General features: G+C 64.2%; 21 protein-coding genes, 1 tRNA gene and 1 other RNA gene. 6 read left to right on the top strand and 17 right to left on the bottom strand.

All coding sequences use genetic code 11. From position 1 onward, the window contains the following. Positions 1-124: 124 nt before the first annotated feature. The 11 genes from G4Y73_RS03685 to dusA form a co-directional block, all read right to left on the bottom strand. Complete coding sequence (locus tag G4Y73_RS03685; protein WP_164229538.1) at positions 125-925, bottom strand: class I SAM-dependent methyltransferase; 801 nt, start codon at positions 923-925, stop codon at positions 125-127. Between the two features lie 5 nt (positions 926-930). Further along, positions 931-1,578 (bottom strand): methyltransferase domain-containing protein, encoded by a 648-nt coding sequence (locus G4Y73_RS03680; RefSeq protein WP_164229536.1) that lies wholly within the window; start codon positions 1,576-1,578, stop codon positions 931-933. An 18-nt stretch (positions 1,579-1,596) separates the two neighbouring features. Beyond that, positions 1,597-1,671: transfer RNA gene (locus G4Y73_RS03675), tRNA-Lys, on the bottom strand. 61 nt (positions 1,672-1,732) lie between these two features. Next, positions 1,733-4,228 carry a Mur ligase family protein gene (locus tag G4Y73_RS03670; RefSeq protein WP_164229534.1) on the bottom strand — a complete coding sequence of 832 codons (2,496 nt, stop codon included), beginning with the start codon at positions 4,226-4,228 and terminating at the stop codon, positions 1,733-1,735. A gap of 23 nt (positions 4,229-4,251) precedes the next feature. Further along, positions 4,252-5,091 (bottom strand): class I SAM-dependent methyltransferase, encoded by an 840-nt coding sequence (locus tag G4Y73_RS03665; protein ID WP_164229532.1) that lies wholly within the window; start codon positions 5,089-5,091, stop codon positions 4,252-4,254. A gap of 14 nt (positions 5,092-5,105) precedes the next feature. Then, on the bottom strand, positions 5,106-5,900 hold the full coding sequence (gene mazG, locus G4Y73_RS03660; RefSeq protein ID WP_164229530.1) for a nucleoside triphosphate pyrophosphohydrolase: 795 nt from the start codon (positions 5,898-5,900) through the stop codon (positions 5,106-5,108). After that, positions 5,897-7,261, bottom strand: a complete 1,365-nt coding sequence (locus G4Y73_RS14245) for an ATP-binding protein (protein WP_164229528.1) — start codon at positions 7,259-7,261, stop codon at positions 5,897-5,899. Before G4Y73_RS14245 ends, mazG begins: the two co-directional genes overlap by 4 nt. An 8-nt stretch (positions 7,262-7,269) precedes the next feature. After that, on the bottom strand, positions 7,270-7,947 hold the full coding sequence (locus tag G4Y73_RS03650; RefSeq protein WP_164229526.1) for a response regulator transcription factor: 678 nt from the start codon (positions 7,945-7,947) through the stop codon (positions 7,270-7,272). A 3-nt stretch (positions 7,948-7,950) separates the two neighbouring features. Further along, entirely contained in the window at positions 7,951-8,184 is a 234-nt protein-coding gene (locus G4Y73_RS03645) for a hypothetical protein (protein ID WP_164229524.1), read from the bottom strand. 98 nt (positions 8,185-8,282) lie between these two features. Beyond that, positions 8,283-9,206, bottom strand: a complete 924-nt coding sequence (locus tag G4Y73_RS03640) for an arginine deiminase-related protein (RefSeq protein ID WP_164229522.1) — start codon at positions 9,204-9,206, stop codon at positions 8,283-8,285. Between the two features lie 71 nt (positions 9,207-9,277). Next, entirely contained in the window at positions 9,278-10,237 is a 960-nt protein-coding gene (gene dusA / locus G4Y73_RS03635; RefSeq protein WP_164229520.1) for a tRNA dihydrouridine(20/20a) synthase DusA, read from the bottom strand. Between the two features lie 190 nt (positions 10,238-10,427). Between dusA and G4Y73_RS03630 the strand changes: the two genes are divergently transcribed. Then, positions 10,428-11,414: a GGDEF domain-containing protein gene (locus G4Y73_RS03630; protein ID WP_164229517.1), complete on the top strand. Its 987-nt coding sequence runs from the start codon at positions 10,428-10,430 to the stop codon at positions 11,412-11,414. 30 nt (positions 11,415-11,444) lie between these two features. On the opposite strand, the gene rpiA is transcribed toward G4Y73_RS03630, so the two are convergent. The 6 genes from rpiA to G4Y73_RS03600 all read right to left on the bottom strand — a co-directional run bounded on the left by rpiA (position 11,445) and on the right by G4Y73_RS03600 (position 13,967). Further along, the gene (gene rpiA, locus G4Y73_RS03625; RefSeq protein WP_164229509.1) at positions 11,445-12,098 is read right to left on the bottom strand and encodes a ribose-5-phosphate isomerase RpiA; all 654 of its coding nucleotides are present in this window, start codon (positions 12,096-12,098) and stop codon (positions 11,445-11,447) included. After that, positions 12,095-12,556, bottom strand: a complete 462-nt coding sequence (locus G4Y73_RS03620; protein ID WP_164229507.1) for an EVE domain-containing protein — start codon at positions 12,554-12,556, stop codon at positions 12,095-12,097. Before G4Y73_RS03620 ends, rpiA begins: the two co-directional genes overlap by 4 nt. A gap of 51 nt (positions 12,557-12,607) precedes the next feature. Then, entirely contained in the window at positions 12,608-13,201 is a 594-nt protein-coding gene (locus G4Y73_RS03615) for a 5-formyltetrahydrofolate cyclo-ligase (protein ID WP_164229505.1), read from the bottom strand. A gap of 39 nt (positions 13,202-13,240) precedes the next feature. Further along, positions 13,241-13,425, bottom strand: a non-coding RNA gene (gene ssrS / locus G4Y73_RS03610) — 6S RNA. Between the two features lie 13 nt (positions 13,426-13,438). Continuing rightward, positions 13,439-13,738, bottom strand: coding sequence for a cell division protein ZapA (locus tag G4Y73_RS03605; protein ID WP_164229503.1), 300 nt, complete (start codon positions 13,736-13,738; stop codon positions 13,439-13,441). Positions 13,739-13,742: 4 nt separating this feature from the next. Then, positions 13,743-13,967 (bottom strand): TIGR02449 family protein, encoded by a 225-nt coding sequence (locus G4Y73_RS03600; RefSeq protein ID WP_164229501.1) that lies wholly within the window; start codon positions 13,965-13,967, stop codon positions 13,743-13,745. A 125-nt stretch (positions 13,968-14,092) separates the two neighbouring features. On the opposite strand from G4Y73_RS03600, the gene G4Y73_RS03595 reads away from it, so the two are divergent. The 5 genes from G4Y73_RS03595 to G4Y73_RS03575 are packed head-to-tail and all read left to right on the top strand — an operon-like array spanning position 14,093 to position 19,218. Further along, a complete protein-coding gene (locus G4Y73_RS03595) occupies positions 14,093-14,632 on the top strand; it encodes a UPF0149 family protein (protein ID WP_164229498.1) in 540 nt (179 codons plus the stop codon). Positions 14,633-14,646: 14 nt separating this feature from the next. Beyond that, a complete protein-coding gene (locus G4Y73_RS03590; protein ID WP_164229496.1) occupies positions 14,647-15,948 on the top strand; it encodes an aminopeptidase P N-terminal domain-containing protein in 1,302 nt (433 codons plus the stop codon). Continuing rightward, complete coding sequence (locus tag G4Y73_RS03585; RefSeq protein WP_164229494.1) at positions 15,945-17,138, top strand: FAD-dependent monooxygenase; 1,194 nt, start codon at positions 15,945-15,947, stop codon at positions 17,136-17,138. Before G4Y73_RS03590 ends, G4Y73_RS03585 begins: the two co-directional genes overlap by 4 nt. Further along, positions 17,135-18,328: an FAD-dependent monooxygenase gene (locus tag G4Y73_RS03580; protein WP_164229492.1), complete on the top strand. Its 1,194-nt coding sequence runs from the start codon at positions 17,135-17,137 to the stop codon at positions 18,326-18,328. The genes G4Y73_RS03585 and G4Y73_RS03580 overlap by 4 nt, the downstream gene beginning before the upstream one ends. After that, positions 18,325-19,218, top strand: a complete 894-nt coding sequence (locus G4Y73_RS03575) for a DMT family transporter (protein ID WP_164229490.1) — start codon at positions 18,325-18,327, stop codon at positions 19,216-19,218. The genes G4Y73_RS03580 and G4Y73_RS03575 overlap by 4 nt, the downstream gene beginning before the upstream one ends. Positions 19,219-19,325 lie beyond the last annotated feature (107 nt).

Below are 19,325 nucleotides of genomic sequence, written 5' to 3'. Positions count from 1 at the left end.
CTTGAGCCGGGATCTCGCACGGTGAGCAGTGGCAAAACCTGACTCATAGCCACCTGGAAGGTGCAGGCCCCGGCTCTCCGCTACGCTGCGGCCGGGACGTTAATTCGCTCTTGCAGCGAGCGAATTAACGTTTGACGAATTTCAGCGTGAAACGGTCGCTTTCACCGATCTGACGGTACTTTTCCTCGTCTTCGCCTTCGGGCACGTTGAGGCTAGGCGGAAGAGTCCAGACGCCATTGGGGTGGTCGGCGGTGTCGTCCGGGTTGGCGTTGACCTCACCGGCTTCTTCCAGCACGAAACCGGAGGACTCGACGATGCCCACGACCCAGCTTTGCTTGATGTAGCCGGTACGCGGATCGTGTTCCGCATCCTCTGGCGCGCGATGGCCGACCACGCCGAACACGCCGCCGGGCTTGAGCACTTCGAAAGCGGCCTTGGCCACGTCGCGGAAGCTGTCATCGCCGGCGTAGCTGTGCACGTTGCGGAAGGTCAGCACCATGTCGGCCGATCCGGGCTCGCCCAGGTTCACCATTTCGGGCGGGTCGAAAGCGATAATCTCCACCTCGCCGAAGCGTTCGGCGGAAATGCGCTCCTTGTACTTGGCCATGCCCGGTTCGTAGTAGCTTGGCAGTTCGTCCGCCTCCATGTTCCAGTGAGCGGCAACGAGCTTGCCCTCCTCGGCCAGATAGGGCCCGAGAATCTCGGTATACCAGCCACCCGCCGGGGAAATCTCGATCACCGTCATGTCCGGCTCGATGCCGAAGAAGGTCAGCGTCTCGTACGGATTGCGGTACTGGTCCCGTTCGGCTTCCGCCGCCGGCCGCTCGTCGCTTTCGATCACGTTCCTGAGCTTGTCGTCGGCCAGGGCCGGGGCGGCCAGCAACAAGGCCGAAATCGCCAAACTGCCTGTACGCAGTGCATTCATGATCTTCACTCCAGTTCTGCCGTAAGTTGAAACAGCCGGTGCCCGCTGGCCAGGTACTTGCGCTCGAACGGGCTGACCGGATCGTCGGTCTCAAAAGATACCACTTTCACGTCGATGACTCCGGCCAGGGACAGTGCGCGAGCAAATTCCTCGATGTACAGGGCATGGTTGCTGCGCAACACCAGCCGACCGGCCAGTGCCAGCAGGTCGGGGAATACGGGATGGCCGTGCCAGCGGCGCATCAGATGCACCGCCTTGGGCCAGGGATTGGGGTAGAGCAGGTAGTGATGCGCCACTCGCCGGCCCCTTTCGCCCATCAGCCGCCATAGATCGGGCAAGTCGGCGCGGATCAGGCGGGCGTTGTCAGGCAGTTCGGGCGCTCGGCCCAGCCTGGCGGCACTCTTGTCGACGCCGATCACTCGACAGTCGGGGTGCCTGGCCGCGAGCGCTTTGGTCGAGGCACCGGTGCCACAACCGGAATCCAGTACCAGCGGACGTTCGGAATCGATCCACTCGGCCAGTTCGGCGAAGGCGCCGCGGCTGTAGTCGTGAACGGGCGAACGCCAATGATGACGCAAGTGGCGCAGGACGGTTTCGTCGAGCCGCCGGTGCGGTCCGCTCTGCGAGCTCTGCGGGATGCGTGACTGCATCATGGGCACGCCGGGAGGGAATGGTGGGCCGTGAAGGACTCGAACCTTCAACCAATAGGTTAAAAGCCTACTGCTCTACCATTGAGCTAACGGCCCGGATCAAAGCAAGCCGGCTATGATAATTCGAAATCCGGCGAGACTCAACGTGCCGCCTGCTTTAAGTCTCGGTTTTCCATCGGAGGATCTGCTCCCATAGCGCATCGCGTCGCTTGCCGCCGACGATGACCACGAGATCGCCTGGCCGGCCCATCGCCAGGGCGGCATCGATTGCCTCGGGCTCGGATTCGATACAGGTCATGGCATCAGGGGGAACGCCGGCCGCCGCCAGGCCCTCGCTCAGCAATCGCGGCCCTTCGTGCGGTTCTCGGCCGAACAACTTGCTGAAATTCTTGCAGATGTAGTGATCGAACCGCCCGGCCGCAGCCGCACCGGTTTCGCGAATGAAGTCGTTGCTGTTGGCATTGCTGCAGGAAAAGCACAGGATGCGGCGGCCAGCAACCGGCAGCCTGTCGACAAAATCACACAGCGTTTGCACGCCGGCGGGGTTGTGCGCGTAGTCCATACACACGTCGAACGGCAGTTCGCGGTAGAAGGTCAGCCGTCCCGGTACGGATTCATAGACCGGTTCGAGAGCGCACAGACCGCAGGCAATGGCCTTGACCGGCATATCCGTCAGGTACGCAGCCACTGCCGCGTGCAGAGCGTTGAGAACGTTGTGTTCCGCCGCGCCCTCGAAGGCCAGGGGGATGTCTGAAACCGCCGCAACCTGAATCCGTTGTCCGCGGTGATGGATGACGAGCCAGGGCCGATGGTCTACTTCTTCCAGCACGCCAGCGGCCGAGGCGGCGCCGCCGAGCCCGGTCAGTTCCGCCGCTGTCCGGGTCAGCGATACCAGGCCAATGGTCCGGTCCTCGAAATGGCGGATCATGTTTCGGCAATGCGGGTCGTCGGCACACAGGACGACAGCGCGGCGGGCACGCTCGAGGATCGTGCGTTTGAGCTCGGCCAGCTGTTCGACCGTACGCACGCCGACAAAGTCGTTGAGGTGATCGGCGGTCACATTGAGACAGATCGCGACGTCGCAGCGTTCGAAACCCAGGCCCGTGGAACCGGCCGCTCCGCGGGTCGATTCCAGGACGGCCGCCTCGACCTCCGGATTGTCGAGGACAGTGATATGACCCGGCAGGAAGCCATCCTCGTAATTCGAAATCTGGCGGCTCGCCACGAACGAACCGTCGGAACAGGCCAGCCCGCAGGTCATTCCCGCAGCGGCAAGAATGCGGTCGAGAAAGCGGCATGTCGTGGTCTTGCCGTTGGTACCGGTCACCGCGATGAGGGGAATACGCGACTGCTCCGGATCGGGAAAGATCCAGTCGACGAAAGCGCCGGCAGCCCGGTGCAGGCGCGGATCATCGTGCTCGAACAGCCGGTCGAGCCGGGGCGCGAGTTCCACGTCCACGACCGCGCCACCGCTGTGTTCGAGCGGCACCCTGATATCGGGCGTAACCAGGGTGACACTCATCAGGCCCACCGACAGGGATTCGGCAAGCTCGATGGCAAGCGTCTCCAGCGACGCATGAAAGTCATCGACGGTTCGCCAGGTTTCTTCGCCTTCGTCGTTGCGTTCGAATACCGCGATCAACCTGCAACCGGCAACAACCAGCAGGAAAGCCGTGCCGGGTACGCTGGCCTGAACCAGCAGGCCGGGCGTGTACTGAATCATGAACTGGGCTGCCCGGAGCACCGAATCGCGGTCCGCTAGTTGCCGAGGAGCCTGTCGCACTGTGCCGCGACGCCCGGCACGCAAGCGCACTGGATAACCGATTCTTTCGGCGGCCTTGGCCGCCCGGACGGCCGACTGGCACCACTGTCCCGGCGAGTTTCCGGGCAGCGGAACGGATTGCGCGGCCAGCCACTCGAACAACGCGGAACGATCTCGCACCAGCGAGAACACCGATTCGGACCGGCTGACGCAAAAGGTGCCGTCCACCGTGTGCTGGCGGTGACCATGGCCCAGGCGGAACAGGCCGTTGTATCGCAGCCTGAAACTGCCCTCGATGGGTTCGTAGGGCGGTCGGTCCATGCGCAGGCAGGGAATGCCCCGCTCCGCGGCCGCTTCGAGGATGGCCCGGCTGTCGGCCGGCATGGCTCGCCTGCTGCAATCGGACAGAAAATTGTCGATGCGCGCCTTGAGCTCGTCCGGCACCGTTTCAGCCGTCCCATCGTCCCGGCATGACGGGCACTGCTGACTGAAGACGAGATTGAGCGCTTGCAGCGCAATCTCGCCGCCCTGCGCTCCAGTCTGTTCTTCCTCGTACTCGAAAAACGGCCGGCACTGATTGGGCTCGGCCGTTGCAACGCGTCCGGTCACCCGCACGAGATGTCCCGCAGCGCGCTGCAGGCTGATACAGGTCTGCGCGTAGAGATGGGCCAGTTGATCGGGAGTGGAAAGCGAATCGATGGCCCTGACCCGGTCTGCGGCATCCGCTACAAGGGCCTCGTGCAAGTCTCCCAGTCGTGCCTGCCACTGCGCCCGATCCGATGCGGCAAAGCAAGCCAGTTCCTCCCCATTCACGACAAGTACCCGTTCGATGACGGGCCGGTCCGAGCGCCGATTGGGCCCACCGTAGTAGAAGGTCACTTGCTCGTGCATGTCAGGAGCAACGATCCGATCTATCAGTCCAGGGGTGCGAGGAGCAGCGTTGGACACCGCTGCCCCAGTTCATAGTCCGGAACATGGCAGGCCAGTTCCCGAAAATCAGCGTGCAACACCTCGCGAGCCTGCGCCAGCGTCGGAAACGTGTAACGGGCCGGCGCATCGCGGTACGCCTCGATCGTCCGGATCTCGTCGACCCCCCAGCCGGTGCGTTGCGATAGCGATTGCGCCGAAATCCCGGCCTGCTGCCACCGCCGCCAGATCTCATGTACGCCGACACCGGACTGCTGACTTCTCTGCAGGGCCATCGCCAATCGCCACTTGAACACATGAAAGTTGCCGATGGCGCCGGCGGACAACTCATCAAACACCTGATCAACACTTTCAGGCTCCGGCAACTGTACGAACAGCCGTATCACGAAAAAACCGTCCCGATCGAGCACGCGGCGAACTTCCCTGCTCAGCGCACGATGGGCCGCAAGACTTTCGAGAACGGTAAAGCAGCCATCGCCCACCACGCAATCGACACTCGCGGCGGGCAGGGGCAGATCAAGCCAATTTCCGCAAACGGCATCCACATCAGTGCCAGAGCGGCCGGGCAGCACCGACCGGATCATTCCCGGACTGCGATCGACTGCAAGCAGCCGGGTATGCAATGGCCAGGCCATGCTGACCAGTTCCGGGGTCACGCCCAGCAAGACCGATTGCAGCCCACTGCGGCCGCCGCGTGCATGCTGCCGTTCGATGAAGCGGGCGGCAGTCGTGATGTCCTCCGCTCCGGGGCGCAGCGGCGATCCGACGAATTGCCATTGCCGAGCGTGTTGTGTCCAGTGATCGGTTTTAGAAACCGTTGCCGACATGGCCATTCGCCCACCTACGACAGGCGCTGCTTGACTTCCCGGTACAGGACTTCCTGCTCTTCCTGCGGCATTTCGTTCAGATCAAGCCCGCGCTCACGGGCCAGGGACTCCATTGCCCGGAAGCGGCGTTCGAACTTGAGATTGCCACGCCTGAGCGCGCTGCCCGGATCGACGTTGAGCTTGCGCGCGAGATTGGTCAGGGCGAAGAACAGATCGCCGACTTCCTCTTCGATGTTATCTCGGTCTTCATTGGCAATGGCCGAACGAAGTTCGTCGGCCTCCTCTGCAAGCTTGTCGAAAACCGGATCGGCTGCCGGCCAGTCGAAGCCAACGCGAGCAGCGCGCTTCTGCAGCTTTACGGCGCGGCGCAGGGCCGGAAGTCCACGCGAGACGCCGTCGAGCGCGCTCTCGTCGGCCTGGCCCTTCTCGGCCCGCTCGGCCGCCTTGATCTCTTCCCAGTTGGCGGTCTGCTCCTCGGCGCTGGCGAACTCGGCATCGCCGAAAACGTGGGGGTGGCGGCGAATAAGCTTGTCGCCGATCGCCTGGGCCACCTCATCGAAACCAAACATCGATTGCTCTTCGGCCATGCGGGCGTGAAAGACCACCTGGAAGAGCAGGTCGCCGAGTTCGTCGCGCAAATCGCTGAAGTCTTCTCGTTCGATGGCGTCGGCCACTTCGTGGGCTTCTTCGACGGTGTAGGGCGCGATGGTCCGAAATGTTTGCTCGACGTCCCAGGGACAACCGCGCTCGGGGTCCCGCAGCCGGGCCATGATTGCGATCAGTCGCTGCATCGGAGTCGTGTCATTCATCGTGGCGGCAGGATAACCCGAACGGCCGCCCCGCCGAGCTCGCTCCGGCAGACTTCCAGACGGCCGCCATTGGCCTCGACCAGGTCCTGCACAATGGCCAGGCCCAGCCCCTGCCCCTCGCGGCGCTGATCGCCCCGACGGCCGCGCTCGATCAGCCGCGTGAACTCGTCCGGGTCGATACCCGGCCCGTCGTCTTCGATGCAGAGCACGACGCCGGGGCGGCGCGGCCCGGGCTCGCCAACGGCGACGCTTGCCCGCAGTCGGCTTTTGCCGTACTTGGCGGCATTTTCCATCAGGTTGCCGCAGATTTCCCACAGGTCGCGTTCGTCGATACGCGCCGCGATGCCGGCATCACCGACCACTTCCGTGACCAGTTCATCACCGGCATAGAGGCGCTCGAGCGACTCGGCAGTGCGCTCGAGAATCGGCCGCACGGCAACCAGGCCGGGCAAGGCCAGCCGGGTCGAACGCTGCGCGCGTTCAAGCTGTCGGCGGATGATCTGTTCCATGTCGTCGACGGTCTCGCCCAGTTGCCTGGCCGGCGCCTCGGGCGCCGACTCGATGCGTGTCCGAATGACGGCCAGCGGCGTTTTGAGCGCATGCGCCAGGTCGGCCAGGGCGCGCGAGTAGCGGCGCGCATTGTCGCGCTCGGACGACAGCAGGGCGTTGAGGTTTCCGGTCAATGGCTGGAGCTCGCGCGGATAATGGCCTGCGAGCCGCTCCCGCCGACCGGCCTCGATTTCGGCCACCTCGATGGCCACGCGCCGGAGCGGGCGCAGCAGGATAAAAAGGATGACGACCTGACCGATGATGATCAGCACCGCGGCCAGGCCCAGCCAGCGCCACAGGTCAGTCCGAAAGCCGGCCAGTTCCATGCGCAGCCGGTTGGGGTCTTCGGCCGCCCAGATGGTCAGGTCGACGATCTCGCCGCCGGGCAGCTCCCAGCCCAGGCCGATGGCGAATACGTTCCAGTTTCCTTCGGCCTCGATGCCGCGAAACAGTTCGCGGCCACGCTCGATCAGGCGGGCATTCGGTTCCGGCCTCACGCCCACCAGCGAGGGTGAGCGCCACTCGCCGGCTGGCGTCATGGCGCCACCGTGCAGGGTTGACCCGGGCTGATTCAGCCGCGGTTCCGCCAGGGATTCAGGCACGCGCGGCTGCCCGTCGGCGTCGACCTCCACGGTCGAGAGGATCAGGTAGACGACGGCTTCGAGCCGCTCTTTCATACTCGCCTCGGCGGCGTTGGTGAACACCCGGTCGATGGCAATGCCGACCACGGCCAGGGCGATCAGCAGCGCCAGGCTTGCCCCCAGCAGCAGGCGTACCAGGAGCGAGGGCGATGACCGGGAGCGGAAGATCACGCCGCGGGTCAGTCTTCGTCCTGGCGAAAGCGGTATCCGCGGCCGCGCAGGGTCTCGATCGGCTGCCAGTCCCCTTCGGGGTCGAGCTTGCGGCGCAGCCGGCCGATCAGCACCTCGATCACGTTGCTTTCGGGGTCGGCGTCCTCGTCGTAGAGATGCTCGTTGAGTTCCATCTTGGAAACCACCTGCCCGGGATGGAGCATGAAGTACTCGAGCACCTTGTACTCGAAGGTAGTCAGCTCCAGCGTCTCGCCGGCCATGCGCACGATCTGGCTCGACAGGTTGACCTCCAGCGGGCCGATGCGCACCTCGGGCGCGGCATGCCCGGCCGAGCGCCGCAGCAAGGCGTTGATACGCGCCATCAGTTCCTCGATGCGAAACGGCTTGGTGACGTAGTCGTCGGCACCCAGTTCGAGCGCCTCGACCTTGTCCTGCCAGTCGGATCGCGCGGTCAGGATGAGCACGGGATAGTCAAGCTCTCGCTTGCGCAGCTGCCGGACGATCTCCAGACCGCTCTGACCGGGCAGGCCCAGATCGATGATGGCCAGGTCGATCGGATACTCGGTGGCCAGGTGCAGGCCATCGATTCCATCGGCGGCCAGGTCCACGGCATGGCCCTGGCGCTTGAGCGCCCGGCCGAGCAGTTCGCGCAGCTCGGTTTCGTCTTCGACCACCAGGATGCGCATGGCTCAGTCCTCGTCGGCAGGCACGCGCACGGTGCGCACGACGCCATCGCGGGTCAGGATGCGAATCACGTGAATGCGGCGTCCGCGCTGCTCGACCGTTTGCGCCGAAACCACCCGGGCATCGTATTTCTCGGCCACCTTGCGCGCCGCCTCCTCGAGCGTAATTGCCCAGGCCGAAGCCACCAGCGCAGCGGCCAGGGTGAGCGAAATCAGAAGCTTCTTGAGCAGTCGGTGCATGGCGGTCTATCGGTCGGTGACACAGGGATTCTAGCGCGGGGGGATTAATCGGTGCTGAACCCTGCGCCCTGACCCCTGAATCCTGATCCCGGACTCCTTCAGAAGATCTCGGCCACACAGCATCTCAGGCTGCCGCCGGCTTTCTCGATCTCGTCGAGCTCGATACCGTGGATGACGAAGCCCCAGTCCTCGAGTTGCTTCAGCTTTTCAGGTGCCAGGGCATCGATCGCCGTCTGGCTCATGAAAAGATCCTGGAATGAAAGTGCGATGACGTTACCGGCGAAGGCTTCTTTTTCCTCGGAGGTGATCTCGAGCACGTGGCTCGGATAGGTATGGGCGATCGCCCGCGGCACGTCCGGGTCGGCAAAGGCATCCGGACAGATCACCAGGGCCCTTGATGCCAGCACGGCCATGACCACATTGGTGTGATACTCGTGTGGGTCGAGATCGAACTGAAAGGTCAGCGCCAGATCGAAGGCCTCGTGCATGGCGCGGCAACCGGACTCGTCAACGCGCTGGGTGATGCCGCAGAAACCGATGCGGCGTGCGCGATCGAGCACCAAGGCACCGGTGAGTTCAGCCACCAGGCCGCGGCCGGACAGATCGATCGTCTCGTAGCGCATCAGGTCGGTGAAGAAGGCGCGAATGTCCTTGCGCTCGGCCTCGCGCTGACGGCCGGGATAGCGCATGGCGCCGAGAATGAACCGCCCCGGCGCGGTCGCGAAGACGTTATTGGGAAACACGTCGTCGGGGGTCTCTGGCTTGCCGGGAAAGCGCACCACGGGAATACCGCATTCGCCAATGCGCTCGCTGAGCTGGCGGTGCTGATCGAGCGCCCGCCCGGGATCGACGTCGCTATCGACTTCCATGTACTCGTTGTCGCGCGCCGTTTCGGTCGAGATGCGAAAACCGCTGGGCTCGACGAGAAACACGGCACGCGGCACGGCCGGGCCGTCGCTGTTGAGCCAGCCGGCATCGATCTGGGTACGGAATTCCTGGGGGCTGCGAACGATCAAGGTCAAGATTCTCCGAACTGCGGTAAAAGGGTGGTCAATATGCGTATGCCGGAGCTTTAGGTCAAGCGCAGTTCCGGTCACTCCGGCAGGGCATCGAAAAACAATTCCGGCCCGGCATCTGCCCGGTGCATGTTCTGGCTGAGCATCCGACGCCACGAGCGCGCCCCCGGCTGGCCATGGAACAGGCCGAGCATATGCCGCCCGACGTGATGGAGCCGACCCCCGCCTTCGATATGCAGCCGGGCATAGGCTTGCATGGCTTCGACCACTGCGTGGCGAGAACCCGCACTCGGCAAGCCCAGAGCGCCGCTCAGCTCGGCGAGGATCCAGGGATTCTGGTAGGCGGCCCGGCCGAGCATGATGCCGTCGACCTGCTCGAGTTGCTCTAGTGCCTGCTCGATTGTGACGATGCCGCCATTGAGGACGACGTTCAGTTCCGGAAAGCGCCGCTTGAGCGCATGGACCTGCTCATAGGCCAAGGGCGGAATTTCACGATTTTCCTTCGGACTCAGACCCTGGAGCCAGGCCTTGCGCGCGTGGACGATGATCGTGTCGATACCACTTTCCGACACCGTATCGACGAATTCCAGCAGAAAGTCTTCGCCCTCCAATTCATCGACCCCGATCCGTGTCTTGACCGTCACCGGCACGTCGACGGCCGCGCGCATCGCGGCCAGGCAGTCGCGAACCAGCGCCGGCTCCTTCATCAGGCAGGCGCCAAATCGGCCCTTCTGCACCCGGTCGGAGGGGCAACCCACGTTGAGATTGATCTCGTCATAACCGCATTCCGCGCCGATTCGCGCCGCCCGCGCCAGCTCATCCGGTTCACTGCCGCCAAGCTGCAGGGCAACCGGGCGCTCGGCCGGATCAAAGCCCAGCAGTCGCTCACGATCCCCGTGAATGACCGCACCGGTGGTCACCATCTCGGTGTAGAGCCGCACTTCTGGCGCAAGCAGACGATGGAAATACCGGCAGTGGCGGTCGGTCCAGTCCATCATCGGGGCGACGCAAAGCAGATATGGAGAGGCTGCGGGCATGGGGGAAAGCGAAGTCTCGCGGCTGATCGAATGCAACGCTGCATTCTAAACGGCCCGCTTGCCGTTCGCTCCGGCCCTGTGGCATATTCAAAAGATCACATAATGCAATTTGGCAGCATTTGCCGATTTCTTGGGGGTATTTGTGCCGGATAGACCGGACTCAGACGGCGACAGGCGGCCCCGACACCGCTTGTCCATCGATTGGCCCGACGAACTCGGGCCCGCTCGACTAGAAACCACCGTCATGAACTACTGTGGCTGGACGACCGTTGCGGTCGTCTTCGGCTTCGTGGTCTATCGGTTTCTCACCGGCGATCCCTTCGGCGCCCTGATCAACGCGATTATCGTCGTACTGCTTGTCAGCACGATCCTGCTCGGTCGCATACCGCGCTTCAAGCCACAAGCGCTGATCGCCTTCGGGTCGATCATCACGGCCTCGTGCCTGATGAGCGCGCTGCTGGTCAGCCCCAATGGGCTGCTCTGGACCTACCTGGTGTTGTGGATCAACTTCCTGGTACTGCCACGCAGCGTGGCCATTGTGCTGAATCTGCTGGTGACCGTCATTCTGGCCGCCAATGTCTGGTTGTTCGACGATCTGCTGCAGCACATCAGCTGGATTACCGTGGCCGTGCTGATTTCGGGATTCAGCCTGGTGTTCACCAATGAGCTCAAGGCCCAGCGGCGCATGCTCTCGCAACTGGCCACCCTCGACCCGCTCACCGGTGCCGGCAATCGCCGGCTGCTTCAGCGTGACCTGGAAAGAGCCATTGCCGAAAATCGGCGGGCACGCCGCGACAGCACCCTGATGGTGCTCGATCTCGATCACTTCAAGCACATCAACGACAACCACGGGCACGAGGCAGGCGATCAGGTACTCGAGCAGTTCGTGACCATGGTTCGCAAGACACTCCGAACCGAGGATGGCCTCTACCGCCTGGGTGGTGAAGAATTCGTTGTGTTGTTGCGTGACATGGACCCGCAAACGGCCCAGACCAACCTGCGCGAACTGCACGAGCGTCTGAGCGGTCGCGTCGACAGCCCGGAAGGCCCACTGCGGTTTTCGGCCGGCGCCGCCACCCTTGTTACCGGAGAGAACTGGTCACAGTGGCTGGCCCGCGCCGACCGTGCGCTCTACCAGGCCAAGAACGAGGGGCGTGACCGCCTGGTGATGTCCTGAGCCGCAGAGTTGTTCAGAGGCTCCTAAGCCTCAACGCTCGTCGATGCCGCCCTCTGTAGCCACCAGCACCACGTCAGCACCGCGCCGGGCAAAAAGCCCGCAGGTCACCACGCCCGGAATCTGGTTGATCTCCGTTTCGACCTTGACCGGATCGACCAGGTCCAGGTTACGCACGTCAAGGATCAGGTTGCCGTTGTCGGTCGTGAAATCCTCGCGCAGTTCCGGCCGGCCACCCAGGCCGACGAGCTTGCGCGCGACCATCGCGCGGGCCATGGGAATGACCTCTACCGGTAGCGGAAACTCGCCAAGCACGTCCACGCACTTGGACTCGTCGACAATGCAGACGAACTTGCGGCTGGCCGCGGCAATGATCTTCTCGCGAGTCAAAGCTCCGCCTCCGCCCTTGATCAGGCGCTTGTGGCCATCGACCTCGTCGGCGCCGTCGATGTAAAGCTCGAGATCGTCGGTGTGATTCAGATCGATCACTCGTACTCCGATCGCCTCCAGCCGTTCAGTGGTCGCCTTCGAAGAGGACACGGCCGCCTCCGGGCGCTTGCCGGAGGACGCCAGCTCGTCGATGAAGGCATTGACGGTGCTGCCGGTACCCACACCGAGGGTCATGCCGTTCTCGACGTATTTCAGGGCTGCGCGCGCCACTTCGATCTTCAGTCGTTGTTGGCTCATAGCTTTTCCATTCCCAGAAGGTAGTCCCAATGCTGCTTGTCAATCGGCATCACCGACAGGCGATTGCCACGCTTGATCAACTGTAGCCCGTCCAGCGCATCGGCGTGCTGCTTAATTTCCCGCAACGGGATGGTGCGCCGGGTTCGCCGCTTGAATTTCACATCGACCAGCATCCAGCGCGGGTCGTCAGGATCGCTCTTCGGGTCGTAGTATTTGGAGTCCGGATCGAACTGCGTCGGGTCCGGATAGGGTTTGCTCGCCACCTCGGCGATGCCGACGATTCCCGGCTCCTTGCAGTTGGAGTGGTAGAAAAAGATCTTGTCACGAACCTTCATGTCGTCACGCATGAAATTGCGTGCCTGGTAATTGCGCACGCCGTCCCAGGGTTCGATGCCGACGCGCTCGAGGTCGTCGATGCCGAAGGCGTCGGGTTCGGATTTCATCAGCCAATAGTTCATGGGTTGAGTTTGAAGTGTGAAATGTGAAGTGTCAGGCGTTGGCTGTGAAGTTTACTTGAACCATTGCAGGCCTCGCTCGGTCACGACGCCGTCGAGGGGGATGTCCCAGTCATCGATTGGCAGGGCATTGACCTCCTGGACCGAATAGGCCACACCGACCAGCCGCGGCAGCCGACCGATGCGTTCGCGACGAAATGCGAAGGCGCGGTCGTAGAAGCCGGCGCCCATACCCAGGCGGGCCCCATCGGGCGCGAATCCGACCAGCGGCAGTAGCACCAGTTCGAGCGCCATGGGTTCAACACTTTCGCCATCGACAGGCTCTGGAATGCCGAATTGATTGGGCACCATGTCGTCATCTGGCTGCCAACGGCGGAAATGCATGTGCCGATCGCGAACCACCGGCAGAAAGACCTCGTGTCCGATTTCGTGAAAGTTCGCCAGGGCCGGCATCAGATCCGGTTCACCACCGTGAGCCACGAAGGCTGCCAAGCGCTGACAGCGCGTCTGTCCGCACAACTGGGCGACGCCCTGCGCAATGGCGACATCGCTGGACCTTCGAACCGTGGGCGGCAGCGTACGGCGCCGCTCGATCAGGTGCTGACGCAACTCGGCCTTGCTGCGGGGTGGGCCGTTTTCGGAAGACATCAATCGGAAACGATCGACTCCGGGGTGGGATCAGGAGCGGCGCTCTCCGCCTGTGCCGCTGCAGGTCGGTGACCTTGAACCGAAGGTTCAGGTGGGTTGGCTCTTCCAGCCTTCAGGCAATTCGCCTTTGGCGGACTGCACACCAGCCGGAAAGTCGCCATCCCGAGGTCATTCATTAGGGACAAGGCATATTACGTTCCTGCTGGCGAACACCGCAGAGAGCGCCTGACTCCCAGTCTAGTCCTGCTCCAGAGCCCGATCAAGCCGATCAGCCAGATCGCGCACTCGCGCGTCCACCTTGTCACGCCGGTCGAGCACATTCTGACGCAGCCTGAGGACTTCCTCGGCCAGGTTGAGCGCCGCCATGACGGCAATCTTGTCCATCGAAGAGACCTTGCCGGAATCGCGAATCTCGCGCATCTGCTGATCGAGAAACAGCGCCGACTCCATCAGAGTGCGACGCTGGTCGGGTGTGCACATCACGCGATACTCGCGGTCAACGATGCGCACGGTTACCGGTTCGGGTGACTCACTCATGGGGCTATCCTGCGTTCTCCAGCGCCTTGAGGCGCTCGATCATGGCCTCGACCCGTGTCCGGGCCTCCTCGTTGCGCTGCACCAGCGTCGCCCGCTCGGCGACCAATGATTCCTGCCGCGCGCGCAGGGAATTGTTCTCGTCCTCGAGCCGTTCGACGCGGTCGAACAGCTCCTTGACGCGCTGCTCGAGCCGGTCAAGGCTGCGGGTTGTCTGCTCCAGCGAGTCCATGATGTCCCCGATTTGAGTATTTACAAGGGCTTAATCATAGAACCTGACAAGCCACTTAACAACTACCCTCGTTGAGGGGCGTCCCGGTGATAAACTGAGCAGCTTGGAAAAGCGCAGGAAACTGCATGACGACCGAACAGGAATCCAAGCTGGCCTGGCTGCTGGCTCTGGCCGCCGACAACACCCCGGAGACAGTCGCCGAAACGCACGCGGTGGTTACCGGCCTGCTCTGCGCCCGACCCGGACAGGAGGACCGGGAACTGGCGACCCACCTCGCCGCCCTGCAGGTCGGTGACTGGACGTCTGAACGGATTCTGGATCAGCTCGGTCCGGCCCTGGGCGTGTTGCGCAACGAACTGTCCTCGGCCGACATGGATTTCCGCCTGCTGCTGCCGACCGAGGACCGGCCACTGGAAGAGCGCACACGCTGCCTGGCCCACTGGTGCTCGGGATTTCTGACCGGATTCGGTGCCGCTTCGCCGACCATCCGCTCCGAGGAGGCCTCTGATGCCCTGCGCATGCTCGAACAAATCGCCCGGGCTGCCACCGATTCTGAATCGGACCAGGAGGCCGAGGAAGGGGCCTACATCGAACTGGTCGAATTCGTGCGCGTGGCCGTCCTGATGCTGCGCGAGGAATCCCTGGCCGGCACCACCCGACCCTGAGCACGACAGCGCCGATGATCAGCCCGGATGAATTCGCCCGGCGACGGCAGCGCCTGATGACCGAAGCCGGCGATGAAAGCCTGATCGTTCTGGCCGCCGCGCCGGAGAAACTGCGCAACGGCGACAGCCACTATCCCTACCGCCAGGACAGCGACTTCCTCTATCTGACCGGCTTGTCCGAGCCCGAGGCCGTGCTGGCGCTGCGGCGTGGCCGAGATAGTGGCGAGCAGATCCTGTTCCTGCGCGAACGCGACCCCGATCGCGAGCGCTGGGATGGTCCGCGCCTGGGTCTGGAAGGCGCGATCAACCAGCTCGGCATGGACGATGCGTTCCCGATCGGCGATCTCGACGAGATCCTGCCAGGCCTGATGGAGCGCTGCCGGCACATTTACCATCTGGTGGGCAAGGACGCGCAACTCGATCGGCGCATCATCGACTGGCGCAATCGCCTGCGCGCTGAAAGCCGCGACAGCCACGGTCCGGGCGAAATCGTCTCGCTCGAACCGCTGTTGCACGAGCAGCGCCTGGTCAAGTCGCGCGACGAGATTCGCGCCATGCGCCGGGCCGCGAAAGTCTCGGCCGCAGCCATGAGGCGGGCCATGCAGGCCGCCGGACCCGGTACCAACGAGGCCGTGATCACGGCCGAGCTTTTCCATGAATACACTCGCAATGGCTGCCCGCCTGCCTACCTGCCGATCGTCGCCGGCGGTGCGAACGCCTGCGTACTGCACTACATCGCCAACGACCAGCCGCTGCCCGACGACGGCCTGCTTTTGATCGACGCCGGCTGCGAATTCCAGGGCTACGCCGCCGATATTTCGCGCACTTTCCCCGTTAACGGACGATTTTCGGGCCCACAGCGTGATCTCTACGAGGTCGTACTCGCCGCCCAGCACGCAGCCATCGACCAGGTCCGACCGGGCAAGCCCTTCGAGGCCTTTCACGAGGCTGCCGTGGAGGCATTGACCCAAGGCCTGATCGACCTGGGATTGCTTCAGGGAAGCCTGGACGAAAACCTGTCACAGGAACACTTTCGCCGCTTCTACATGCACAAGACCGGCCACTGGCTGGGCCTGGACGTGCACGATGTGGGCGACTACCGCATCGACGAGCAGTCGCGTGTGCTCGAGAAGAACATGGTCACGACCGTCGAGCCGGGGCTCTATGTCGACGCCGGCGAAGACATTCCCGAGTATTTCCGCAATATCGGCATCCGCATCGAAGACGATATTCGAGTGACCGACGACGAGCCGGAAAACCTGACCTCGGGCGTGCCCACCGACCCGGACGAAATCGAGGCGCTCATGCGGTCATGACCGACTTCGACGTCGTTATCGTTGGCGGGGGGCTGGCCGGATCGGCCCTGGCGATCGGGCTGGCCCAGGCCGGCCGGCGCATCGCACTGATCGAGGCTTTCGCGCCGAAAACCGACGCACGACCGAGCTTTGACGACCGCACCCTGGTGATCAACGCCGCCTCACTCAATATTCTGTCCAACCTCGGCATCCTCGACGAAAGCCTCACGGCCTGCCCGCTCAAGCGCATCGAAATCAGCCGCGCCGGCGCGCCCGGGCACCTGTCGCTCAGGGCCGAGGAGCACGGCTGCGACCGCTTCGGCGCCGTGGTGGTCGCGCGCGAGCTGGGCGCCGCCATGCTACGACGGCTCGAGACCCTCGACGGCATCGAGTCGTTCTGCCCCGAGCGATTGGCGCGCATTACCGCCGGTGACGAACAGATCGATATCCAACTCGACAGCGGCAAACGGCTCCGGGGGCGGTTGCTGGTCGGCTCGGACGGCACCAACTCCACGGTCCGCCGCCTGGCCGGCATCGAGAGTCAACACCACGACTACGGCCAGTCGGCCATGATTTTCAACGTCAGCTGCCCCGACCGGGCGGCCGATACCGCCTGGGAGCGTTTCACGACGACCGGCCCGCTAGCCTTACTGCCCCAGCCACAGGACCGTCTGGGCGTGGTCTGGATCGATACCAGCGAGCAGATTGATTCCGCACTGGCGCTGGACAACGGGGCACTGCTCGAGAAGCTCGAGTTGCGTAGCGGCCACACACCCGGCGGTTTCGCTTCGCCCGGCAAGCGCGTGAGTTACCCGCTGGCGCTCACCCGCACGCCCCGTCCGCTGGGCCGGCGCGTGGCCCTGGTCGGCAATGCCGCCAATACGATTCACCCGGTCTCGGCCCAGGGCTTCAACCTGGGCCTGCGCGATGTCGCCGCCCTGATCGATCATGCCGGGCAGGCCGACGACCCCGGTCACCACAACGTGCTGTCGGCCTGGTACGCCGACCGTCAATCCGATCAAGCGGCAACCGTGCGTTACACCGACACCCTGGCGCGGGCTTTTTCCAACCCCGCCTCGATCATCCGCCTGGGCACCGGTCTGGGCCTGTTCGCCCACGCCGCTATACCCGCGCTGTCGCGACGCCTGGTTCGTGCGGCCATGGGCTTTCGCGAGCCGGTCAGTTCGCTGGCGGTGGAGCGCGTTCGATGAGAATCGACCACGACATCGTCATCGCCGGCGGCGGGGTTGCCGGTGCCACGGCAGCCGCCCTGCTGGCACAGTCGGGGCATCGCGTCGCATTGATCGATCGCCAGCGGCCGAAGGATCTCGACCCCAGCTCGGACTTCGACCCGCGCGTGGTCGCCATCGCACCCGGTTCAGCCGCGGCGCTGGATGCCGCCGGCGCCTGGGAACGCCTCCCGGCCGAACGCCTGGGTCCCTACGATCGTATGCAGGTTCACGCCGATGGCGGCGAAATCGTCTTTCGGGCCTCCGAGCACGGCCTGGCGCAACTGGGCTGGATCGTCGAAGTGCCCTGGCTGCAGGCCTGCGCCTGGCAGGCACTGGCCGGAGTCGACGGCGTCGAGCTGATCGCGCCCGCCGGCGTGAAAGACTTCAGCCAGCGCGAAGATCACGTCCGCATTGAACGCGACGACGGCAAGACCCTGCGTGCCCGATTGCTGGTCGCCGCCGACGGCGCCCGCAGCCGGCTTCGGCAGATGGCCGGCATCGAAACGGAAATGTGGCACTACAACCAGCAGGCGCTGGTCTGCCACGTCGCCACCGAGCGGCCCAACGACGGCATCGCCTGGCAGCGTTTCACCGAGCACGGCCCGCTCGCCCTGCTGCCCCTGGCCGACGGCCGCTCCTCGATCGTGTGGTCGCAACCCGAACGGCGCGTGGCCGAGCTGACAGCCCTCGACGAGGCCGCATTCCTGGCCGAACTCAACTGCTGTCTGGACAGCCCCTTCGGTGAGGCCACTTCAGCAACACGTCGCTATGGCTTTCCCCTGATCCGACGGCAGGCGAAGAGGCTGGTCTCGGGTCGCCTCGTCCTGTTAGGCGATGCCGCCCGCAATGTCCATCCCCTGGCCGGCCAGGGCCTCAATCTCGGCCTGATGGACGCCGCCGCCCTGGCCGAGGTGCTGGCCGACTGGACCGGCGATGACGATCCGGCACGCATTCTCCGGCACTATGATCGCTGGCGCATGAGCGGCGGCAGCCTGGTGGCCGGCGGCATTCACGCCATCAACGAGTTCACCCGCGCCGGTCCGGGGCGTGCCCTGGCCGGCGTGGGCTTTTCGGTGGCCGGCCGACTCTGGCCGCTGCGGGAAGCATTCGTCGAACACGCCTGCGGCCTCGACCGCGACAGCCCGAAACTCGCCCGCAGCGCCCGATGAACGCGCCCTCGCCGCTCAAGGCCGCCCTGCTGGTACTGGCGGGTGCCATCATGCTCAGCTTCGCGGCCATCTTCGCGCGCTTGAGCGGCATGCCGCCGACCACGTCGGGTTTCTACCGAATGGTCTTCGGTGTGCTCGCCTTCGCCGTCCTGCTGGCCCTGCGCCCGGAAATGCGCGTCGGATGGCGCGACAACTGGTCGGGCTCCTTGCTGATCGGCGCCTTCTTCGCTGCTGATATCTGGTTCTGGCACCGCGCCATCGAATACATCGGCCCGGGACTTTCGACCCTGCTGGCCAATTTCCAGGTGTTTCTGCTGACCGCCATCGGCGTGCTCTGGCTGCGCGAGCGCGTCGGCTGGCGCTTCGCCTCGGGCCTGGGGCTGGCCATGGGCGGCCTGTGGCTGCTTTTCGGCCGCGACTGGGCCAACCTGCCGCCGGACTATCGCATGGGCGTGATCCTCGGCCTGCTCACCGCCCTGGCCTATGCGCTCTACCTGCTCAGTCTCAGGGGCTTCCAGATTCGCCACGGCCATATCCGGCCCGAGGCGCGCCTGCTGCAGTCGACCCTGTTCTGTGGCCTGATCCTGGGGCTGGCCAATCTGTTCGAGGGCAATTCATTCGACATTCCGACCTGGCAGGCACTGGCCTCGCTGGTCGGCCTGGGCGTGGTCTGCCAGGTGCTGGGCTGGCTGTCGATCACGCGCGGCATGCCCTTCCTCCCGGCCGGCATCGTCGGGCTGCTGCTGCTCATCCAGCCGGCCTCCTCGGTGCTGTGGGACTACCTCATCTTCGGCCTCAGGCTGGACGCCTGGCAGCTGACCGGCATCGCCCTGGCCCTGGTCGGCATCTATCTGGGGCTGCGTTCCGCTTCGAGGAGAAAGCTTAGTTAGTGAACGTGGAATCAGATTCCTTCTGCCTCACGCCAAGTTTGAAAAAGAATCTAACTAGCCACGACCCTTCAGTTCGTACTTCCGCCACCAGCCGATTGAACCACCTG

Origin of the sequence: Wenzhouxiangella sp. XN201 (assembly GCF_011008905.1) — a bacterium.
In the GTDB taxonomy this organism is placed as follows: Bacteria; Pseudomonadota; Gammaproteobacteria; order Xanthomonadales; family Wenzhouxiangellaceae; genus Wenzhouxiangella.
Note: the sequence above shows the minus strand (reverse complement) of the source record. Positions and strands in the feature narration are given on the sequence as shown.